This window comes from Stenotrophomonas sp. YJH_SMC_46, from assembly GCF_059370315.1.
This window is the reverse complement of record NZ_JCAFTO010000009.1, coordinates 1-16,762: the sequence shown is the minus strand read 5'-3', so window position 1 is coordinate 16,762 and position 16,762 is coordinate 1. Positions and strand designations below refer to the sequence as shown.

At 63.2% G+C, this 16,762-nt stretch carries 13 protein-coding genes and 1 tRNA gene; all 14 read right to left on the bottom strand.

Going from position 1 to position 16,762, the window contains the following annotated elements; genetic code table 11:
* Nucleotides 1–279: GTP-binding protein (locus tag AC5P8C_RS19845; protein WP_308307142.1), on the bottom strand; the 279-nt coding region annotated here is incomplete at its 3' end.
* 52 nt (nucleotides 280–331) lie between these two features.
* Nucleotides 332–2,473 carry an elongation factor G gene (gene fusA / locus AC5P8C_RS19840; protein ID WP_019662237.1) on the bottom strand — a complete coding sequence of 714 codons (2,142 nt, stop codon included), beginning with the start codon at nucleotides 2,471–2,473 and terminating at the stop codon, nucleotides 332–334.
* Nucleotides 2,474–2,614: 141 nt separating this feature from the next.
* Nucleotides 2,615–3,088: a 30S ribosomal protein S7 gene (gene rpsG, locus AC5P8C_RS19835; RefSeq protein WP_004145321.1), complete on the bottom strand. Its 474-nt coding sequence runs from the start codon at nucleotides 3,086–3,088 to the stop codon at nucleotides 2,615–2,617.
* 12 nt (nucleotides 3,089–3,100) lie between these two features.
* Nucleotides 3,101–3,475 carry a 30S ribosomal protein S12 gene (rpsL, locus tag AC5P8C_RS19830; RefSeq protein ID WP_004145320.1) on the bottom strand — a complete coding sequence of 125 codons (375 nt, stop codon included), beginning with the start codon at nucleotides 3,473–3,475 and terminating at the stop codon, nucleotides 3,101–3,103.
* A gap of 322 nt (nucleotides 3,476–3,797) precedes the next feature.
* A complete protein-coding gene (gene rpoC / locus AC5P8C_RS19825; protein WP_019662236.1) occupies nucleotides 3,798–8,021 on the bottom strand; it encodes a DNA-directed RNA polymerase subunit beta' in 4,224 nt (1,407 codons plus the stop codon).
* Between the two features lie 89 nt (nucleotides 8,022–8,110).
* Nucleotides 8,111–12,265 carry a DNA-directed RNA polymerase subunit beta gene (gene rpoB, locus AC5P8C_RS19820; RefSeq protein WP_019662235.1) on the bottom strand — a complete coding sequence of 1,385 codons (4,155 nt, stop codon included), beginning with the start codon at nucleotides 12,263–12,265 and terminating at the stop codon, nucleotides 8,111–8,113.
* Nucleotides 12,266–12,629: 364 nt separating this feature from the next.
* On the bottom strand, nucleotides 12,630–12,998 hold the full coding sequence (rplL, locus tag AC5P8C_RS19815) for a 50S ribosomal protein L7/L12 (protein WP_005408204.1): 369 nt from the start codon (nucleotides 12,996–12,998) through the stop codon (nucleotides 12,630–12,632).
* A 63-nt stretch (nucleotides 12,999–13,061) separates the two neighbouring features.
* Nucleotides 13,062–13,598: a 50S ribosomal protein L10 gene (gene rplJ / locus AC5P8C_RS19810; RefSeq protein WP_010480377.1), complete on the bottom strand. Its 537-nt coding sequence runs from the start codon at nucleotides 13,596–13,598 to the stop codon at nucleotides 13,062–13,064.
* A 387-nt stretch (nucleotides 13,599–13,985) separates the two neighbouring features.
* The gene (rplA, locus tag AC5P8C_RS19805; RefSeq protein ID WP_014646045.1) at nucleotides 13,986–14,684 is read right to left on the bottom strand and encodes a 50S ribosomal protein L1; all 699 of its coding nucleotides are present in this window, start codon (nucleotides 14,682–14,684) and stop codon (nucleotides 13,986–13,988) included.
* A gap of 4 nt (nucleotides 14,685–14,688) precedes the next feature.
* Entirely contained in the window at nucleotides 14,689–15,117 is a 429-nt protein-coding gene (gene rplK / locus AC5P8C_RS19800; RefSeq protein ID WP_004145248.1) for a 50S ribosomal protein L11, read from the bottom strand.
* Nucleotides 15,118–15,374: 257 nt separating this feature from the next.
* A complete protein-coding gene (gene nusG / locus AC5P8C_RS19795; protein ID WP_004154362.1) occupies nucleotides 15,375–15,935 on the bottom strand; it encodes a transcription termination/antitermination protein NusG in 561 nt (186 codons plus the stop codon).
* Nucleotides 15,936–15,945: 10 nt separating this feature from the next.
* The gene (secE, locus tag AC5P8C_RS19790) at nucleotides 15,946–16,359 is read right to left on the bottom strand and encodes a preprotein translocase subunit SecE (RefSeq protein WP_005408202.1); all 414 of its coding nucleotides are present in this window, start codon (nucleotides 16,357–16,359) and stop codon (nucleotides 15,946–15,948) included.
* A gap of 49 nt (nucleotides 16,360–16,408) precedes the next feature.
* Nucleotides 16,409–16,484: transfer RNA gene (locus tag AC5P8C_RS19785), tRNA-Trp, on the bottom strand.
* 103 nt (nucleotides 16,485–16,587) lie between these two features.
* On the bottom strand, nucleotides 16,588–16,762 hold a 175-nt coding region (locus AC5P8C_RS19780; RefSeq protein WP_495219242.1), incomplete at its 5' end, for an EF-Tu C-terminal domain-related protein.

Here is a 16,762-nt window from a genome sequence, read left to right as displayed (position 1 = left end):
GATCATGTTCTTGACGTAGTCAGCGTGGCCCGGGCAGTCAACGTGGGCGTAGTGACGGATCGGGGATTCGTATTCGACGTGCGCGGTCGAGATCGTGATGCCACGCGCCTTTTCTTCCGGCGCGGCGTCGATCGAGGAGTAATCCTTGAACTCGCCACCGAAGCGCTCGGCACCGATCTTGGTCAGTGCAGCGGTCAGCGTGGTCTTGCCGTGGTCGACGTGACCGATGGTGCCGACGTTGACGTGCGGCTTGGTGCGCTCGAACTTACCCTTTGCCATTGTTCTATACCTTGATTGTTCGTAAATGGTTTCAAGAGAGGCTGAGCGAGGCTCAGCCCTTCTTCATGACGGCTTCGGCGATGTTGGTCGGAGCCGGCTCGTAGTGATCGAATTCCATGGTGAAGGTGGCGCGGCCCTGGGTCTGCGAACGCAGCGCAGTGGCGTAGCCGAACATTTCACCCAGCGGGATCATCGCGTTGATGATGCTGGCCGAACCGTCACCGGTGGTGTCGGAACCCTGCAGCACGCCGCGACGACGGCTGACGTCGCCCATCACGTCACCCTGGTAATCCTCCGGGGTCACGATCTCGACCTTCATGATCGGCTCCAGCAGCACCGGCTTGGCCTTGGCGAAGCCCTGCTTGAAGGCCATCGACGAAGCCAGCTTGAACGCCATTTCCGAGGAGTCGACGTCGTGGTACGAACCGAACACCAGCTTCACCTTGACGTCCACGACCGGGAAGCCAGCCAGCGGGCCGCTGGTGATGGTTTCGCGCAGGCCCTTTTCAACCGACGGAATGAATTCCTTCGGGATCACGCCGCCGGTGATGTCGTTGATGAACAGGAAATCGTCCTTGATCATCGGAGCGATCTTCGGATCGGCACGATCTTCAGCGGTGATCGGCGACAGCTCGATCACGACGTGACCGTACTGACCCTTACCACCGGACTGCTTGGCGTGCTTGTAGTCCGACTTGACGTCAGCCAGGGTGATGGTTTCGCGGTAGGCCACCTGCGGCGCGCCGACGTTGGCTTCAACGTTGAACTCGCGCTTCAGGCGGTCGACGATGATGTCCAGGTGCAGCTCGCCCATGCCCGAGATGATGGTCTGGCCGGATTCTTCGTCGGTCTTGACGCGGAACGACGGATCTTCCTGCGCCAGGCGACCCAGCGCCAGACCCATCTTTTCCTGGTCCGACTTGGTCTTCGGCTCGACGGCCATCGAGATCACCGGCTCCGGGAACGTCATGCGCTCCAGGATGATCGGCGCATCCACGGCGCACAGGGTGTCACCGGTGGTGGTGTCCTTCAGGCCCACTGCAGCAGCGATGTCACCAGCCAGAACTTCCTTGATTTCCTCGCGGTTGTTCGAGTGCATCTGCAGGATGCGGCCGATGCGCTCCTTCTTGCCCTTCACCGAGTTCAGCACGGTGTCGCCACCGTTCAGGGTGCCCGAGTAGACACGGAAGAAGGTCAGCGCGCCGACGAACGGGTCGGTGATGATCTTGAAGGCCAGCGACGAGAACGGCGCCTTGTCGTCCGACTTGCGGGTCATTTCGACGGTGTCGTCGTCAACGTCCACGCCCTTCACGTCCGGCACGTCGACCGGCGACGGCAGCAGCTGGATCACGCCGTCCAGCATGGCCTGCACGCCCTTGTTCTTGAAGGCCGAGCCGCAGTACATCGGCACGATCTCGGTGGCCAGGGTACGGGTACGCAGCGCGTTGATGATTTCGGCCTCGGCCAGCTCTTCGCCGCCCAGGTACTTTTCCATCAGCTCTTCGCTGGCTTCGGCAGCGGTCTCGACCATGAACTGGCGAGCTTCTTCCGCAGCCGCCTGCAGATCGGCCGGGATGTCGCTGTACTCGAACTTCATGCCCTGCGAGGCTTCATCCCAGTGGATGGCCTTCATCTTCAGCAGGTCGACAACGCCCTTGAAGTTGTCTTCAGCGCCGATCGGCAGCTGCATCGGCACGGCAACCGCGCCCAGCTTGGCCTTCAGCTGGCCGACGACCTTCTGGAAGTTGGCACCGGTGCGGTCCATCTTGTTGACGAACGCGATGCGCGGCACGTGGTACTTGTTGGCCTGGCGCCACACGGTTTCCGACTGCGGCTGCACGCCGCCGACGGCGCACAGGACGAAGACGGCACCGTCGAGCACGCGCAGCGAGCGCTCCACTTCGATGGTGAAGTCGACGTGCCCCGGGGTGTCGATGATGTTGAAGCGGTGCTCCGGCAGGGACTTGTCCATGCCCTTCCAGAACGCGGTGGTGGCAGCGGACTGGATCGTGATGCCACGCTCCTGCTCCTGCTCCATCCAGTCCATGGTGGCGGCGCCGTCGTGCACTTCACCGATCTTGTGGCTCTTGCCGGTGTAGAACAGGATGCGCTCGGACGTGGTGGTCTTGCCGGCATCGATGTGAGCCATGATGCCGAAGTTACGGTAACGCTCGATGGGAGTGGAACGGGCCACGGGAGCCTCTCAGATTTCTTGGATTTCGGATGGCCGAACGCCGCCTTTCGGCGGCCTTCGGATTGGCGCAGTCTTTCTGGGACCGCGAGGCAGCACGCACCGAAGTGGTGCTGCCCTGCCTGTTTTACAAGGCCGTCAAACTCACCAGCGGTAGTGGGCGAATGCCTTGTTGGCTTCGGCCATGCGGTGGGTTTCTTCGCGCTTCTTGATGGCGCCGCCACGGTTTTCCGAGGCGTCGATCAGTTCAGCAGCCAGCTTCTTCGGCATGGTGTTCTCGCCGCGCTTGCGCGCGGAGTCGATCAGCCAGCGCATGGCCAGGGCCATCTTGCGCGACGAACGCACTTCGACCGGCACCTGGTAGGTGGCACCACCGACGCGGCGCGACTTGACTTCGACCGCCGGAGCGACGTTGTCCAGAGCCTTCTGCACCAGTTCAATGGCGTTGGCGCTGCTGTTCTTCTCGGTGATCACGTCCATGGCGCCGTACACGATCTTCTCGGCGACGGACTTCTTGCCGCTCTGCATGACCATGTTGATGAAACGGGCGATGGTTTCGCTTCCGTGCTTCGGATCGGGCAGGACGGAACGCTGCGGAGTATTACCCTTACGCGACATTGTGCTCTCTCCTTATGCCTTCGGACGCTTGGCGCCGTACTTGGAACGGGCCTGGCGACGCTTGGCAACGCCGGCGGCGTCGAGCGAGCCACGAACGGTGTGGTAACGCACACCCGGCAGGTCCTTGACGCGACCGCCGCGGATCAGGACCACGGAGTGCTCCTGCAGGTTGTGGCCTTCACCACCGATGTAGGAAATCACTTCTTCCTGGTTGGTCAGGCGGACCTTGGCAACCTTGCGCAGAGCCGAGTTCGGCTTCTTCGGAGTGGTGGTGTAGACACGGGTGCAGACGCCACGGCGCTGCGGGCACTTGTCGAGCGCCGGCGAGGCACTCTTGTAGGTGGTCGCTTGCCGCGGCTTGCGGACCAGCTGGTTGATCGTCGCCATCAGTAGGTTCTTCTGATTGGTGGCCGGAAAATCCGGCCAGAGATGCGGAAATGTTAAAGCAGGCCAAAATTCTGGCCTGCTGAGACAGACGATTGTAGCAACCTGCCAGGAAAGCAGTCAAACGCCTCCTGTCAAGCCCGCTCCTGATCCCGGAACGTTACTGGGGGGCCTCCATGTACCCCGTTCAGGTTGGCGGGGTGAACCACGAGGTCCATCCTGCCCCGCGCCGGTAGAGTCGACTGTTAGCCGACTCTCGATGGCAGTCGACCAACAGTCGACTCTACCGCCCGGGTGGTCCGGCCTTGCGGCCGGACCGGATGCATCATTCTTCGCCCGAGGCCTGTTCAGCTTCGGCTTCAACCACCGCTGCCTCGACCGCAGCCGGAGTGCCGGCCAGGGTCTGCATTTCCGACTCGGTAAGGCCGGAGGCGCCGCGGCGGCGGTTGCTGTGGTACGCCAGGCCGGTACCGGCCGGAATCAGGCGACCCACGATGACGTTTTCCTTCAGGCCGCGCAGGTTGTCCGAGGTGCCGCGGACGGCCGCTTCGGTCAACACACGGGTGGTTTCCTGGAACGACGCGGCCGAGATGAACGATTCAGTCGCCAGCGAGGCCTTGGTGATACCCAGCAGCACCGGATCGAAACGAGCCGGCAGCTCGTTGCGGGCCGCGAGGCGCGCATTCTCCTCGATAACGCGCTGGCGCTCCACCTGTTCGCCGTTCAGGAACTTGCTGCTGCCCTGGTCGGTGATCTCGACCTTGCGCAGCATCTGGCGGGTGATCACCTCGATGTGCTTGTCGTTGATCTTCACGCCCTGCAGGCGATACACGTCCTGGATTTCCTTCACCAGGTAGGCAGCCAGCGGTTCGACACCCAGCAGGCGCAGGATGTCCTGCGGGCTCGGCTCGCCGTCCACGATGGTTTCACCCTTGGTGACATGCTCGCCTTCGAACACGATGACCTGGCGGTACTTCGGGATCAGCTCTTCGTGCTCCGAACCATCGGTGTCCTTGATGATCAGGCGCTGCTTGCCCTTGGTGTCCTTGCCGAAGCTGATGATGCCCGAACGCTCGGCCAGCACCGCCGGATCCTTCGGCTTGCGGGCTTCGAACAGATCGGCCACGCGCGGCAGACCACCGGTGATGTCGCGGGTCTTCGACGCTTCCTGCGGAATCTTGGCGACCACGTCACCCACGCCGACGGCAGCGCCGTCCTGCAGGTTGACGATCGAGCGCGGCGGCAGCAGGTACTGCGCCGGCAGATCGGTGCCCGGGATCGACAGGTCATTGCCCTTGGCGTCGACGATGCGCACGATCGGGCGCAGGTCCTTGGCCTGGGTACCACGACGCTTCGGATCGGTGATTTCGCGCGAGGCAAGGCCGGTCAGCTCGTCGGTCTTCTCGATGACGGTGATGCCGTCGACGAAGTCGATGAAGCGGATGAAGCCGGCCACTTCCGACACGATCGGGTGGTTATGCGGATCCCAGTTGGCCACGGTCTGGCCAGCCTTGATCGCATCACCGTCCTTGGACGTGATGGTCGCACCGTACGGCAGCTTGTAACGCTCACGCTCACGACCGTGGGCATCGAGCACCGAGATTTCGCCCGAGCGCGACACCGCCACCAGCGAGCCGTTGGCGTGCTCGACCGACTTGAGGTTGCTGAACTTGACCGAGCCGGTGGTCTTGACGGTGATGTTGTCGACCGCAGCAGCTCGCGACGCCGCACCACCGATGTGGAACGTACGCATGGTCAGCTGGGTACCCGGCTCACCGATGGACTGGGCGGCGATGACGCCGACCGCTTCACCGATGTTGACCAGGTGGCCGCGGGCCAGATCGCGGCCGTAGCAGCGCGAGCAGACACCGAAGGCCGATTCGCAGGAGATGGTCGAGCGGACCTTGATGGTCTGCACGCCGGCATCTTCCAGCTTGGCCACCCAGGCTTCGTCCAGCAGGGTGTTGCGGGTGACGATCGGATCTTCATCGTTGCCCGGCAGGAACACGTCCTCGGCCACCACGCGACCCAGCACGCGGTCCTTCAGCGGCTCGACCACGTCGCCGCCTTCCACGATCGGGGTCATGATCAGGCCTTCGGTGGTACCGCAATCCACCTCGGTGATCACCACGTCCTGCGCGACGTCGACCAGACGACGGGTCAGGTAACCCGAGTTCGCGGTCTTCAGCGCGGTATCGGCCAGACCCTTACGGGCACCGTGGGTGGAGTTGAAGTACTCCTGCACGTTCAGGCCTTCGCGGAAGTTCGCCTTGATGGGCGTCTCGATGATCGAGCCGTCCGGGCGGGCCATCAGGCCGCGCATGCCGGCCAGCTGACGGATCTGCGCCTGCGAACCACGCGCACCGGAGTCGGCCATGATGTACAGCGAGTTCATCGACTTCTGGTCGATGGTCTCACCCTTGGCATTGACCACCTTCTCGGTACCGATGGTGTCCATCATCGCCTTGGCGATGCGCTCGTTGGTGCGCGACCAGATGTCGACCACCTTGTTGTAGCGCTCGCCGGCGGTGACCAGGCCCGACTGGTACTGCTCCTGGATTTCCAGCACTTCGGCTTCGGCCTCGGTGAGGATGCCCTTCTTCTCGTCCGGGATCAGCATGTCGTCGATGCCGATCGAGACGCCGGCACGGGTCGCGTAGGCGAAGCCGGTGTACATCAGCTTGTCAGCGAACACGACCGTGTCCTTCAGGCCCAGCTGGCGGTAGCTGGAGTTGATCAGGCGGCTGATGTTCTTCTTGGTCAGTTCGACATTGGCCAGCGCGAACGGCAGGCCTTCCGGCAGGATTTCAGCCAGCAGGGCGCGACCGATCGTGGTGTCCACGATCGAGGTCTTGTTCTGCTTGTTGCCATCTTCGTCGGTCACCACCTCGGTGATGCGGACCTTGACCTTGGCGTGCAGTTCCACCACGCGGTTGTCGTAGGCGCGCTTGACTTCGGCGATGTTGGCGAAGGCCATGCCCTCGCCCTTCTTGTTCTCCAGCGAGCGGGTCATGTAGTACAGACCCAGCACGACGTCCTGCGACGGCACGATGATCGGCTCGCCGTTGGCCGGCGACAGGATGTTGTTGGTCGACATCATCAGCGCACGCGCTTCCAGCTGGGCTTCCAGCGAGAGCGGCACGTGGACGGCCATCTGGTCACCGTCGAAGTCGGCGTTGAACGCGGTGCAGACCAGCGGGTGCAGCTGGATGGCCTTGCCTTCGATCAGCACCGGCTCGAACGCCTGGATACCCAGACGGTGCAGGGTCGGCGCACGGTTCAGCATCACCGGATGCTCGCGGATGACCTCTTCCAGGATGTCCCAGACTTCGGCTTCTTCGCGCTCGACCAGCTTCTTGGCGGCCTTGATGGTGGTGGCCAGGCCACGACGCTGCAGCTTGGCGAAGACGAACGGCTTGAACAGCTCGAGCGCCATCTTCTTCGGCAGGCCGCACTGGTGCAGGCGCAGGTACGGGCCGACCACGATGACCGAACGGCCCGAGTAGTCGACGCGCTTGCCGAGCAGGTTCTGGCGGAAGCGACCCTGCTTGCCCTTGATCATGTCGGCCAGCGACTTCAGCGGGCGCTTGTTGGTGCCGGTGATGGCACGGCCACGACGGCCGTTGTCCAGCAGCGCATCGACCGACTCCTGCAGCATGCGCTTTTCATTGCGCACGATGATGTCCGGCGCGCTCAGTTCGAGCAGGCGGCGCAGGCGGTTGTTGCGGTTGATGACGCGGCGGTACAGGTCGTTCAGGTCGGAAGTCGCGAAGCGGCCGCCATCCAGCGGGACCAGCGGACGCAGGTCCGGCGGCAGCACCGGCAGCACGGTCATGACCATCCATTCCGGACGGTTGCCCGATTCCAGGAAGGCTTCGATCAGCTTGATGCGCTTGGTGAGGCGCTTGAGCTTGGTTTCCGAACCGGTAGCGGCGATTTCCTCGCGCAGGCGGGTCATTTCCGACTGCAGGTCGATCGTGCGCAGCAGTTCGTACACGGCCTCGGCGCCCATGGCGGCGTCGAAGTCGTCACCGTGCTCCTGGCGGGCCTGCAGGTACTGTTCTTCGGTCAGCAGCTGGCGGCGTTCCAGGGCGGTCAGGCCCGGCTCGGTCACCACGTAGGCTTCGAAATACAGCACGCGCTCGATGTCGCGCAGGGTCATGTCCAGCATCAGGCCGATGCGCGACGGCAGCGACTTGAGGAACCAGATGTGGGCGACCGGCGAAGCCAGGTCGATATGGCCCATGCGCTCGCGGCGCACCTTGGCCAGGGTCACTTCGGTGCCGCACTTTTCGCAGACCACACCGCGGTGCTTCATGCGCTTGTACTTGCCGCACAGGCACTCGTAGTCCTTCACCGGTCCGAAGATGGCGGCGCAGAACAGGCCGTCACGTTCCGGCTTGAAGGTGCGGTAGTTGATGGTTTCCGGCTTCTTCACTTCGCCGAAGGACCACGAACGGATCAGGTCCGGCGAGGCCAGCGCGATCTTGATCGCGTCGAAGTCCAGCGTCTGGCGCTGCTGGTTGAAGAGGTTGAGCAGGTCTTTCATGGTGTTCTCCAGAAGGAGGAATGCTGTGTCGATGGGCTTTCAGTTCACTGCCAGCGGCGCGGCGGTGGAGGCCGCCGCGCCGGCATGGATCAGTTGTCTTCCAGTTCCATGTTGATGGCCAGCGAGCGGATTTCCTTCACGAGCACGTTGAAGGATTCCGGCATGCCCGCGACCATCTCGTGCTCACCGTCGACGATGTTCTTGTACATCTGGTTGCGGCCCTGCACGTCGTCGGACTTAACCGTCAACATTTCCTGCAGGGTGTAGGCCGCGCCGTAGGCTTCGAGCGCCCAGACTTCCATTTCACCGAAGCGCTGGCCGCCGAACTGCGCCTTGCCGCCCAGCGGCTGCTGGGTGACGAGCGAGTACGGGCCGGTCGAACGGGCGTGCATCTTGTCGTCGACCAGGTGGTTCAGCTTCAGGTAGTGCATGTAACCAACCGTGGTGTGGCGATCGAATGCTTCACCGGTGCGGCCGTCGTACAGCTGGGTCTGGCCACTGCTCGGCAGGTCGGCCAGTTCCAGCATGCGCTTGATTTCCGCTTCGGTGGCGCCGTCGAACACCGGGGTGGCCATCGGCACGCCGTCGGTCAGGTTGCGGGCCAGGCGCAGCAGCTCCTCGTCGCTGAACTGCGACAGGTCGACACGGTTGGCCACGTTGGTATCGTCGTGGTTGTAGATGTCGTCCAGGAACTTGCGCAGGTCGGCCACCGCCGCCTGGGCTTCCAGCATCGCCTGGATCTTGCGACCCAGGCCCTTGGCGGCCCAGCCCAGGTGCACTTCCAGGATCTGGCCGATGTTCATGCGCGACGGCACGCCCAGCGGGTTCAGCACGATATCCACGGTTTCGCCCGAGGCCATGTACGGCATGTCCTCGACCGGCACCACGTTGGAGACCACACCCTTGTTGCCGTGGCGGCCGGCCATCTTGTCGCCCGGCTGGATGCGGCGCTTCACGGCCAGGAACACCTTGACCATCTTCAGCACGCCCGGGGCGAGGTCGTCACCGGCGGTGATCTTGCCGCGCTTGTCGGCGAAGCGACGCTCGAATTCCTTCTCGTGCGCCTGGATCTGCTTCTGTGCGCGCTCGATGGCTTCCGAAGCGTCTTCGTCCTTCATGCGCAGGGCGAACCAGTCAGCCTTCTTCAGGCCATCCAGGAACGCGTCGGTGATCACGTCACCCTTCTTCAGGCCAGCGCCACCGTTGACCACCTTGCCCACGATCTGCGAACGCAGACGCATGTAGATGGCGGCCTCCAGGATGCGGAACTGGTCGTCGAAGTCCTTCTTGACGCGCTTGATTTCAGACTCTTCGATCTGGCGGGCGCGCTTGTCCTTCTCGATGCCGTCGCGGGTGAAGACCTGCACGTCGATGACGGTGCCGTCCATGCCCGGCGGAACGCGCAGCGAGCTATCCTTCACGTCCGAAGCCTTCTCGCCGAAGATCGCGCGCAGCAGCTTCTCTTCCGGAGTCAGCTGGCTCTCGCCCTTCGGGGTGACCTTGCCGACCAGGATGTCGCCGGCACGGACTTCCGCACCGATGTACACCACGCCGCTCTCGTCCAGGCGGTTCAGCGCCTGCTCGGAGACGTTCGGGATGTCGGCGGAGATTTCCTCCGGCCCCAGCTTGGTGTCACGCGCGACGCAGGTCAGCTCTTCGATGTGGATCGTGGTGTAACGATCTTCTTCCACCACGCGCTCGGAGAGCAGGATGGAGTCTTCGAAGTTGTAGCCGTTCCACGGCATGAACGCGATCAGCATGTTCTGGCCCAGGGCCAGTTCGCCGATGTCGGTGGACGGACCGTCGGCCAGCACGTCACCGCGGGCGATGACGTCACCCACCTGGACCAGCGGACGCTGGTTGATGCAGGTGTTCTGGTTCGAACGGGTGTACTTGACCAGGTTGTAGATGTCCACGCCCGCGTCGGTGGCGCCAACGATCTCTTCCTCGTTGACCTTGACCACGATGCGGGCTGCGTCGATCTGCACGATCTCGCCACCACGGCGGGCGTTCACGGTCACGCCGGAGTCACGCGCCACGGCGCGCTCGATGCCTGTACCCACCAGCGGCTTCTGCGCGCGCAGGGTCGGCACGGCCTGACGCTGCATGTTGGCGCCCATCAGTGCGCGGTTGGCGTCATCGTGCTCCAGGAACGGAACCAGCGCGGCCGCGATCGACACGGTCTGCATCGGCGAGACGTCCATGAAGTGCACTTCCGCCGGCGGCTTCAGCAGCGATTCGCCCTGGAAGCGGCACGGCACGAACTGCTCGGTCAGGGTGCCCTTGGCGTCGGTCAGCGCGTTGGCCTGCGCAATGACGTACTCGTTTTCTTCGATCGCCGACAGGAACTCGACTTCGTCATAGACCTTGCCGTCCACGACCTTTCGGTACGGGGTCTCGAGGAAACCGTACTGGTTGGTGCGGGCGTACACGGCCAGCGAGTTGATCAGGCCGATGTTCGGGCCTTCCGGGGTTTCGATGGTGCAGACGCGGCCGTAATGGGTCGGGTGCACGTCGCGCACTTCGAAGCCGGCGCGCTCGCGGGTCAGGCCGCCCGGGCCCAGGGCCGAGACGCGACGCTTGTGCGTTACTTCCGACAGCGGGTTGTTCTGATCCATGAACTGCGACAGCTGCGAGGAGCCGAAGAACTCCTTGATGGCAGCGGCGACCGGCTTGGCGTTGATCAGCTCCTGAGGGGTCAGGCCTTCCGACTCGGCCATCGACAGGCGCTCCTTGACCGCGCGCTCGACGCGGACCAGGCCCACGCGGAACACGTTCTCGGCCATTTCACCGACCGAACGCACGCGACGATTGCCCAGGTGATCGATGTCGTCGACCACGCCGCGACCGTTGCGGATCTCGGTCAGGACCTTGATCACGTCGAGGATGTCGGAGCTGTCGCCGTGGGCGGCGACCAGGCGCTTGGACTCTTCGTCGTTGCGCTCACCGAAGTACTTGCTGTCGTACAGCACGGCTTCGCCGGTGGTTTCCTTGCGGCCCACGCGACGGTTGAACTTCATGCGGCCGACCGCGGACAGGTCGTAGCGCTCGAAGGTGAAGAACAGGTTGTGGAACAGGTTCTGCGCGGCATCCTTGGTCGGCGGCTCGCCCGGACGCATCATGCGGTAGATCTCGACCAGCGCTTCCAGCTGGGTCTTGGTCGGGTCGATGCGCAGGGTGTTGGACAGGTACGGACCACGATCCAGGTCGTTCACCCACAGGGTGCCGACCGCGTCCACGCCGGCCTTGCGGAAGGCCTGCAGCTGTTCGTCGGTGATCTCGTCGTTGGCCTGGGCCAGCAGTTCGCCGGTCGAGGCATCGACCACGTCGTGCGACAGGATGCGGCCGACGATGTAGTCGTCCGGCACGGCCAGGGCGGCGATGCCCGAGGCTTCCAGCTGCTTGATGTGGCGCGCGGTGATGCGCTTGCCGGCTTCCACGATGACCTTGTCGCCGTCGGCGAGGTCGAAGCCCAGGGTTTCGCCACGCAGGCGCTCGGGCACCAGCTCCAGCTGGACGCCTTCATCCGGGTTGATGTGGAAGGTGTTGATCTCGAAGAACTCGGCCAGCATCTCTTCGTTGCTGTAACCAAGCGCGCGCAGCAGGATCGACACCGGCAGCTTGCGGCGGCGGTCGATACGGGTGAACAGCGCATCCTTCGGGTCGAACTCGAAGTCCAGCCAGGAACCGCGGTAAGGAATGATGCGGGCGCTGTACAGCAGCTTGCCCGAGCTGTGGGTCTTGCCGCGGTCGTGGTCGAAGAACACGCCCGGCGAGCGGTGCAGCTGCGAGACGATGACGCGCTCGGTACCGTTGACGATGAAGGTGCCGTTCTCGGTCATCAGCGGGATTTCGCCCAGATAGACCTCCTGCTCCTTCACATACTTGATGGCCTTGGTCGACGACTCACGGTCGTAGATCACCAGGCGCACGGTCACGCGCAGCGGGGCGCCGTAGCTCATGCCACGCTGGCGGCACTCACGCTCGTCGAAGACCGGTTCGCCCAGCTTGTAGCCGACGTATTCCAGGGCAGCGTTGCCGCTGTAGCTGGCGATCGGGAAGACCGACTTCAGCGCAGCGTGCAGGCCGTGGTCCGTGCGCTTGGCCGGATCGACGTTCTCCTGCAGGAATTCACGATAGGAATCCACCTGGATGGCGAGCAGGAACGGCACTTCGAGAATCGAGCGCTGCTTGCCGAAATCCTTGCGGATACGCTTTTTTTCGGTGAACGAATAGGACGTCATGAGGTCTTCCACCTTGTTGTGCGGATCGTGCGCCCACGATCCGAAGGGAACTTGAAATTGTCAGTTGGAAGTCGCTGGTATTGCCGGCACCAGCACGCCTTCTCCCGCTACTTCCAACTGCCAACTCGTCTGCTTCCACTCCCCCGCTGCCGCGCCATGCGCTGGCCTGCCGGGGTTTGACTGCAGCCCGTGTTGGGCTTTTTTCCTGCATTTGAAAAGGTAGAGTCGACTGTTAGTCGACTTCCTTCACAGCAGTCGACTAACAGTCGACTCTACACCACCGCAACAACGACCAAAGGCCGGGGGCTTACGCCCCCAGCCTTGGCTGCATCGCCGCGAATCGATGACGATGCAAGGTAACTGCTTACTTGACTTCGACAGTCGCGCCAGCAGCTTCCAGGTCCTTCTTCATCTTCTCGGCGTCTTCCTTCGAAGCGCCTTCCTTCAGGACGCCACCGGCTTCGGCCAGGTCCTTCGCTTCCTTCAGGCCCAGGCCGGTGATGGCGCGGACGGCCTTGATGACTTCGACCTTCTTGTCGCCGGCCGACTTCAGGGTGACGGTGAACTCGGTCTGCTCTTCAACAGCAGCGGCCGGGCCAGCGGCGGCAGCCACGGCAACCGGAGCAGCGGCGGAGACGCCGAACTTCTCTTCGATGGCCTTGACCAGCTCCATCACTTCCATCAGGGACTTCTCGGCGATGGCGTCGACGATCTGTTCGTTGGTAAGGGACATGATTAATACCTTTGGATGATTTTCTGGGTTGAGGTTCCGTCAGGAACCACGATAAGTCGAAACTCAGGCGGTCTCGGCGGCCGGCTCGGCAGCGTCGGCAGCGACGTCGCCACCACCCTGCTTCTCGCCAACGGCCTTGATGGCGCGGGCAAACATCGTGACCGGCTCGGTCAGGACGCGGGCCAGCATGGCCAGGGCCTGGTCGCGGGTCGGCAGCGAGGCCAGCACTTCGACGTGGCTTGCCGGGAACACTTCGCCACCGATGGCGACGACCTTAGCCTTCAGCTTGTCGTTGCCCTTGGCGGCTTCCTTGATCAGGCGACCGGCAGCGCCGGGCTCCTCGAGCGAGAACGCGTACAGCAGCGGACCAACCATCTGGTCTTGGGCGACTGCGAACTCGGTGCCTTCAACGGCGCGCGAAGCCAGGGTGTTCTTGACAACCTTCAAGAAAACACCGGTTTCACGAGCCTGCTTGCGCATCGCGGTCATCTGGGCGACCGTGGTGCCAGCGTATTCGGCTGCGATCAAGGAGTGGGCCTTGGCGGCGACGTCTGCCAGCTCGGCGACTACTTCTTGCTTCTGGGACAGATTGAGAGCCATTGCACTCCTCCTATTGAACTCCGCTTACGGCTCCTGCCGTGTGCGGTCCTGTGCGGCATCCGTCCTGGACGCCGGGAACATCGGGATGATGTTCCGGGGGTGGGCCGTTCTAGACCTGGAGTGGGCCAACCTGGGGAAACCCAGACGTGCGTGAACCAGAAAAACTCCAGAAGGGCACCATCTACGCAGGGTGATTCCGGGGAATCGATTAAGCGTTCATGACTGCTCCGGCGGCGACTCCTTGCCAGGTCGAGCTTCCCTGCCCGTCGCCGGTATTGCCACGACCGCGCCTGCGGTCTTTGACGGCTACCGCGGGCGATGCACTGCCAGCGATGCCTTCAAATGTCACGGTCACGGCACCGAAGGTACCGTGACCGCTTGAAACAATTACTTCAGGGTCAGCGACGACTGGTCGACGGTGACGCCCGGGCCCATCGTCGAGCTGACCGAAACCTTCTGCAGGTAGGTGCCCTTGGAGGTGGCCGGCTTGGCCTTGATCAGGTCCAGCAGCAGCGCGGTCAGGTTCGACTTCAGCGCGTCTTCGGCGAAGTCGGCCTTGCCGATGGTGCAGTGGATGATGCCGGCCTTGTCGGTACGGTAACGGACCTGGCCCGACTTGGCGTTCTTCACGGCTTCACCCGGGTTCGGGGAAACGGTGCCGACCTTCGGGTTCGGCATCAGGCCACGCGGGCCCAGCACGGTGCCCAGCTTGCCGACGACGCGCATGGCGTCCGGGGTCGCGATGACGACGTCGTAGTTCAGATCGCCGGCCTGCATCTTCTCGGCCAGATCATCCATGCCGACGGCTTCGGCGCCAGCGGCCAGGGCTTCGTCAGCCTTGGCACCGGCCGGAGCGAACACGGCGACGCGGACCGACTTGCCGGTACCGGCCGGCAGCACGGTGGAGCCACGGACCTGCTGGTCGGACTTCTTCGCATCGACGCCCAGGCGCACAGCGACGTCGATCGACTCGACGAACTTGGCCTTGGTGGCGGTCTTCAGGATGTTGATCGCGTCCTCGAAGGCGTATGCCTTGCCCGGGACGACGGCGGCCTTGATGGCCTTCTCACGCTTGGTCTGTGCCATCTTATTAACCCTCCACCACGAGGCCCATGGAACGGGCAGAGCCAGCGATGGTACGCACGGCGGCGTCCAGATCGGCGGCAGTCAGATCCGGTTCCTTCGCCTTGGCGATCTCTTCCAGCTGCTTACGGGTGACCTTGCCGACCTTCTCGGTGTTCGGGCGCTTGGAGCCCGACGAGATGCCAGCAGCCTTCTTCAGCAGGGTGGTGGCCGGGGTGCTCTTGGTGATGAAGGTGAACGTACGGTCCGAATAGGCCGTGATGATCACCGGAACCGGCAGGCCCGGCTCGAGCTTCTGCGTGGCAGCGTTGAACGCCTTGCAGAATTCCATGATGTTCAGACCGCGCTGACCCAGCGCAGGGCCGACCGGCGGCGAGGGGTTGGCCTGACCGGCCTTCACCTGCAGCTTGATGTAACCGACAACTTTCTTTGCCATGTGAGTACTCTCCGGGTGCTAGCGCCTTTCGACAACAGGCTCCCCATCGGACCGGGAATCACGCGTCCCGGCATCGCGTTTTGAAATCATGCTGAAGGCCGCCTTGCGGCGGCCTCATCCTGCTGGCTTCCCAGCGGGGAGCCGCGCACTATATCAGGTTTTTTCTTCACATGCCTGAAGTGGCACATAAACGAGAGAAACCGGGCCAAGCCCGGTTTCTGTTCAGGAGCCGAGCATGGCTCGACTCTGCAGCTGGATCAGACGGCTTTTTCGACCTGGCCGAACTCGAGTTCGACCGGAGTAGCGCGACCGAAGATCAGCACGGAAACGCGCAGACGGCTCTTCTCGTAGTTGACTTCTTCGACGACGCCATTGAAATCGTTGAACGGGCCATCGGTGACGCGGACCATCTGGCCCGGCTCGAACAGCACCTTCGGACGCGGCTTCTCGACACCTTCCTGAACGCGGTTCAGGATGGCCTCGGCCTCGGAATCGGCGATCGGCAGCGGACGGTCGGCGGTGCCGCCGATGAAGCCCATGACGCGCGGGGTTTCCTTGACCAGATGCCAGCTTTCGTTGTCGATGCGCGGAATGCCGGCTTCTTCGTGGGTCTCGATCTGGACCAGCACATAACCCGGGAAGAACTTGCGCTCGGAGCGGCGCTTCTGCCCAGCGCGCATCTCGACCACTTCTTCGGTCGGGACCAGGACATCGCCGAAGCGCTCTTCCATGCCGTCACGGACGATGCGATCGCGCAGGGCCTGCGCCACCGACTTCTCGAAGCCCGAATAGGCGTGAACGACGTACCAACGCTTCATGCAATTCTCCTTAGCGGCTCAGGAACAACTGAACCAGCCACTGAATGACGTAATCGAACCCACCCAGCAACAGACTGAGAATGGTCACCACCACCATCACGACCCAGGTCATGCGGATGGCTTCCTGGCGCGTCGGCCAGACCACCTTGCGCAGTTCGAAGCGCGACTCGGAGAGGAATTCGCGGGTGTCGCGCCCCTTGCCGGTCAGCATGAACACGCCGATACCGCCAACCAGACCGACCACAACCGCCAACGCACGCAGCTGACCCGCCCACGCACCCAGCTGGGTGGCGCGACCGGAATCGGCGGAGAACCAGAACCAGACGAACAGACCGGCCAGCACCAGCAGCGATGCGGCGACGTACTTGACGATATCCCCGCCATTGGCGGAGTTGTCCTTGGAGTGTTCGATCTTGCTATTCATCCGGCTGTGTCTGCTTTAGCGGCCCAGGCCGCTGGATAAGGTGGGCAGATGGCACGCCAGGAGGGACTCGAACCCCCAACCTGCGGTTTTGGAGACCGCTGCTCTGCCAATTGAGCTACTGGCGTACGTGTTGAAACTTGCCTTCCCTTAGACGGCGAAGGCGGACCGAGGTTCCCGGCCCGCCATTCGCGTAACCGGCGGCGCTATGCAACCACCGGTACTGCAGGCTTACTCGATGATCTTCGAGACCACGCCGGCGCCGACGGTGCGGCCGCCTTCGCGGATGGCGAAGCGCAGGCCTTCGTCCATCGCCACCGGGTTGATCAGGGTGACGACCATCTTGACGTTGTCACCCGGCATCACCATTTCGACGCCTTCCGGCAGTGCAGCTGCGCCGGTGATG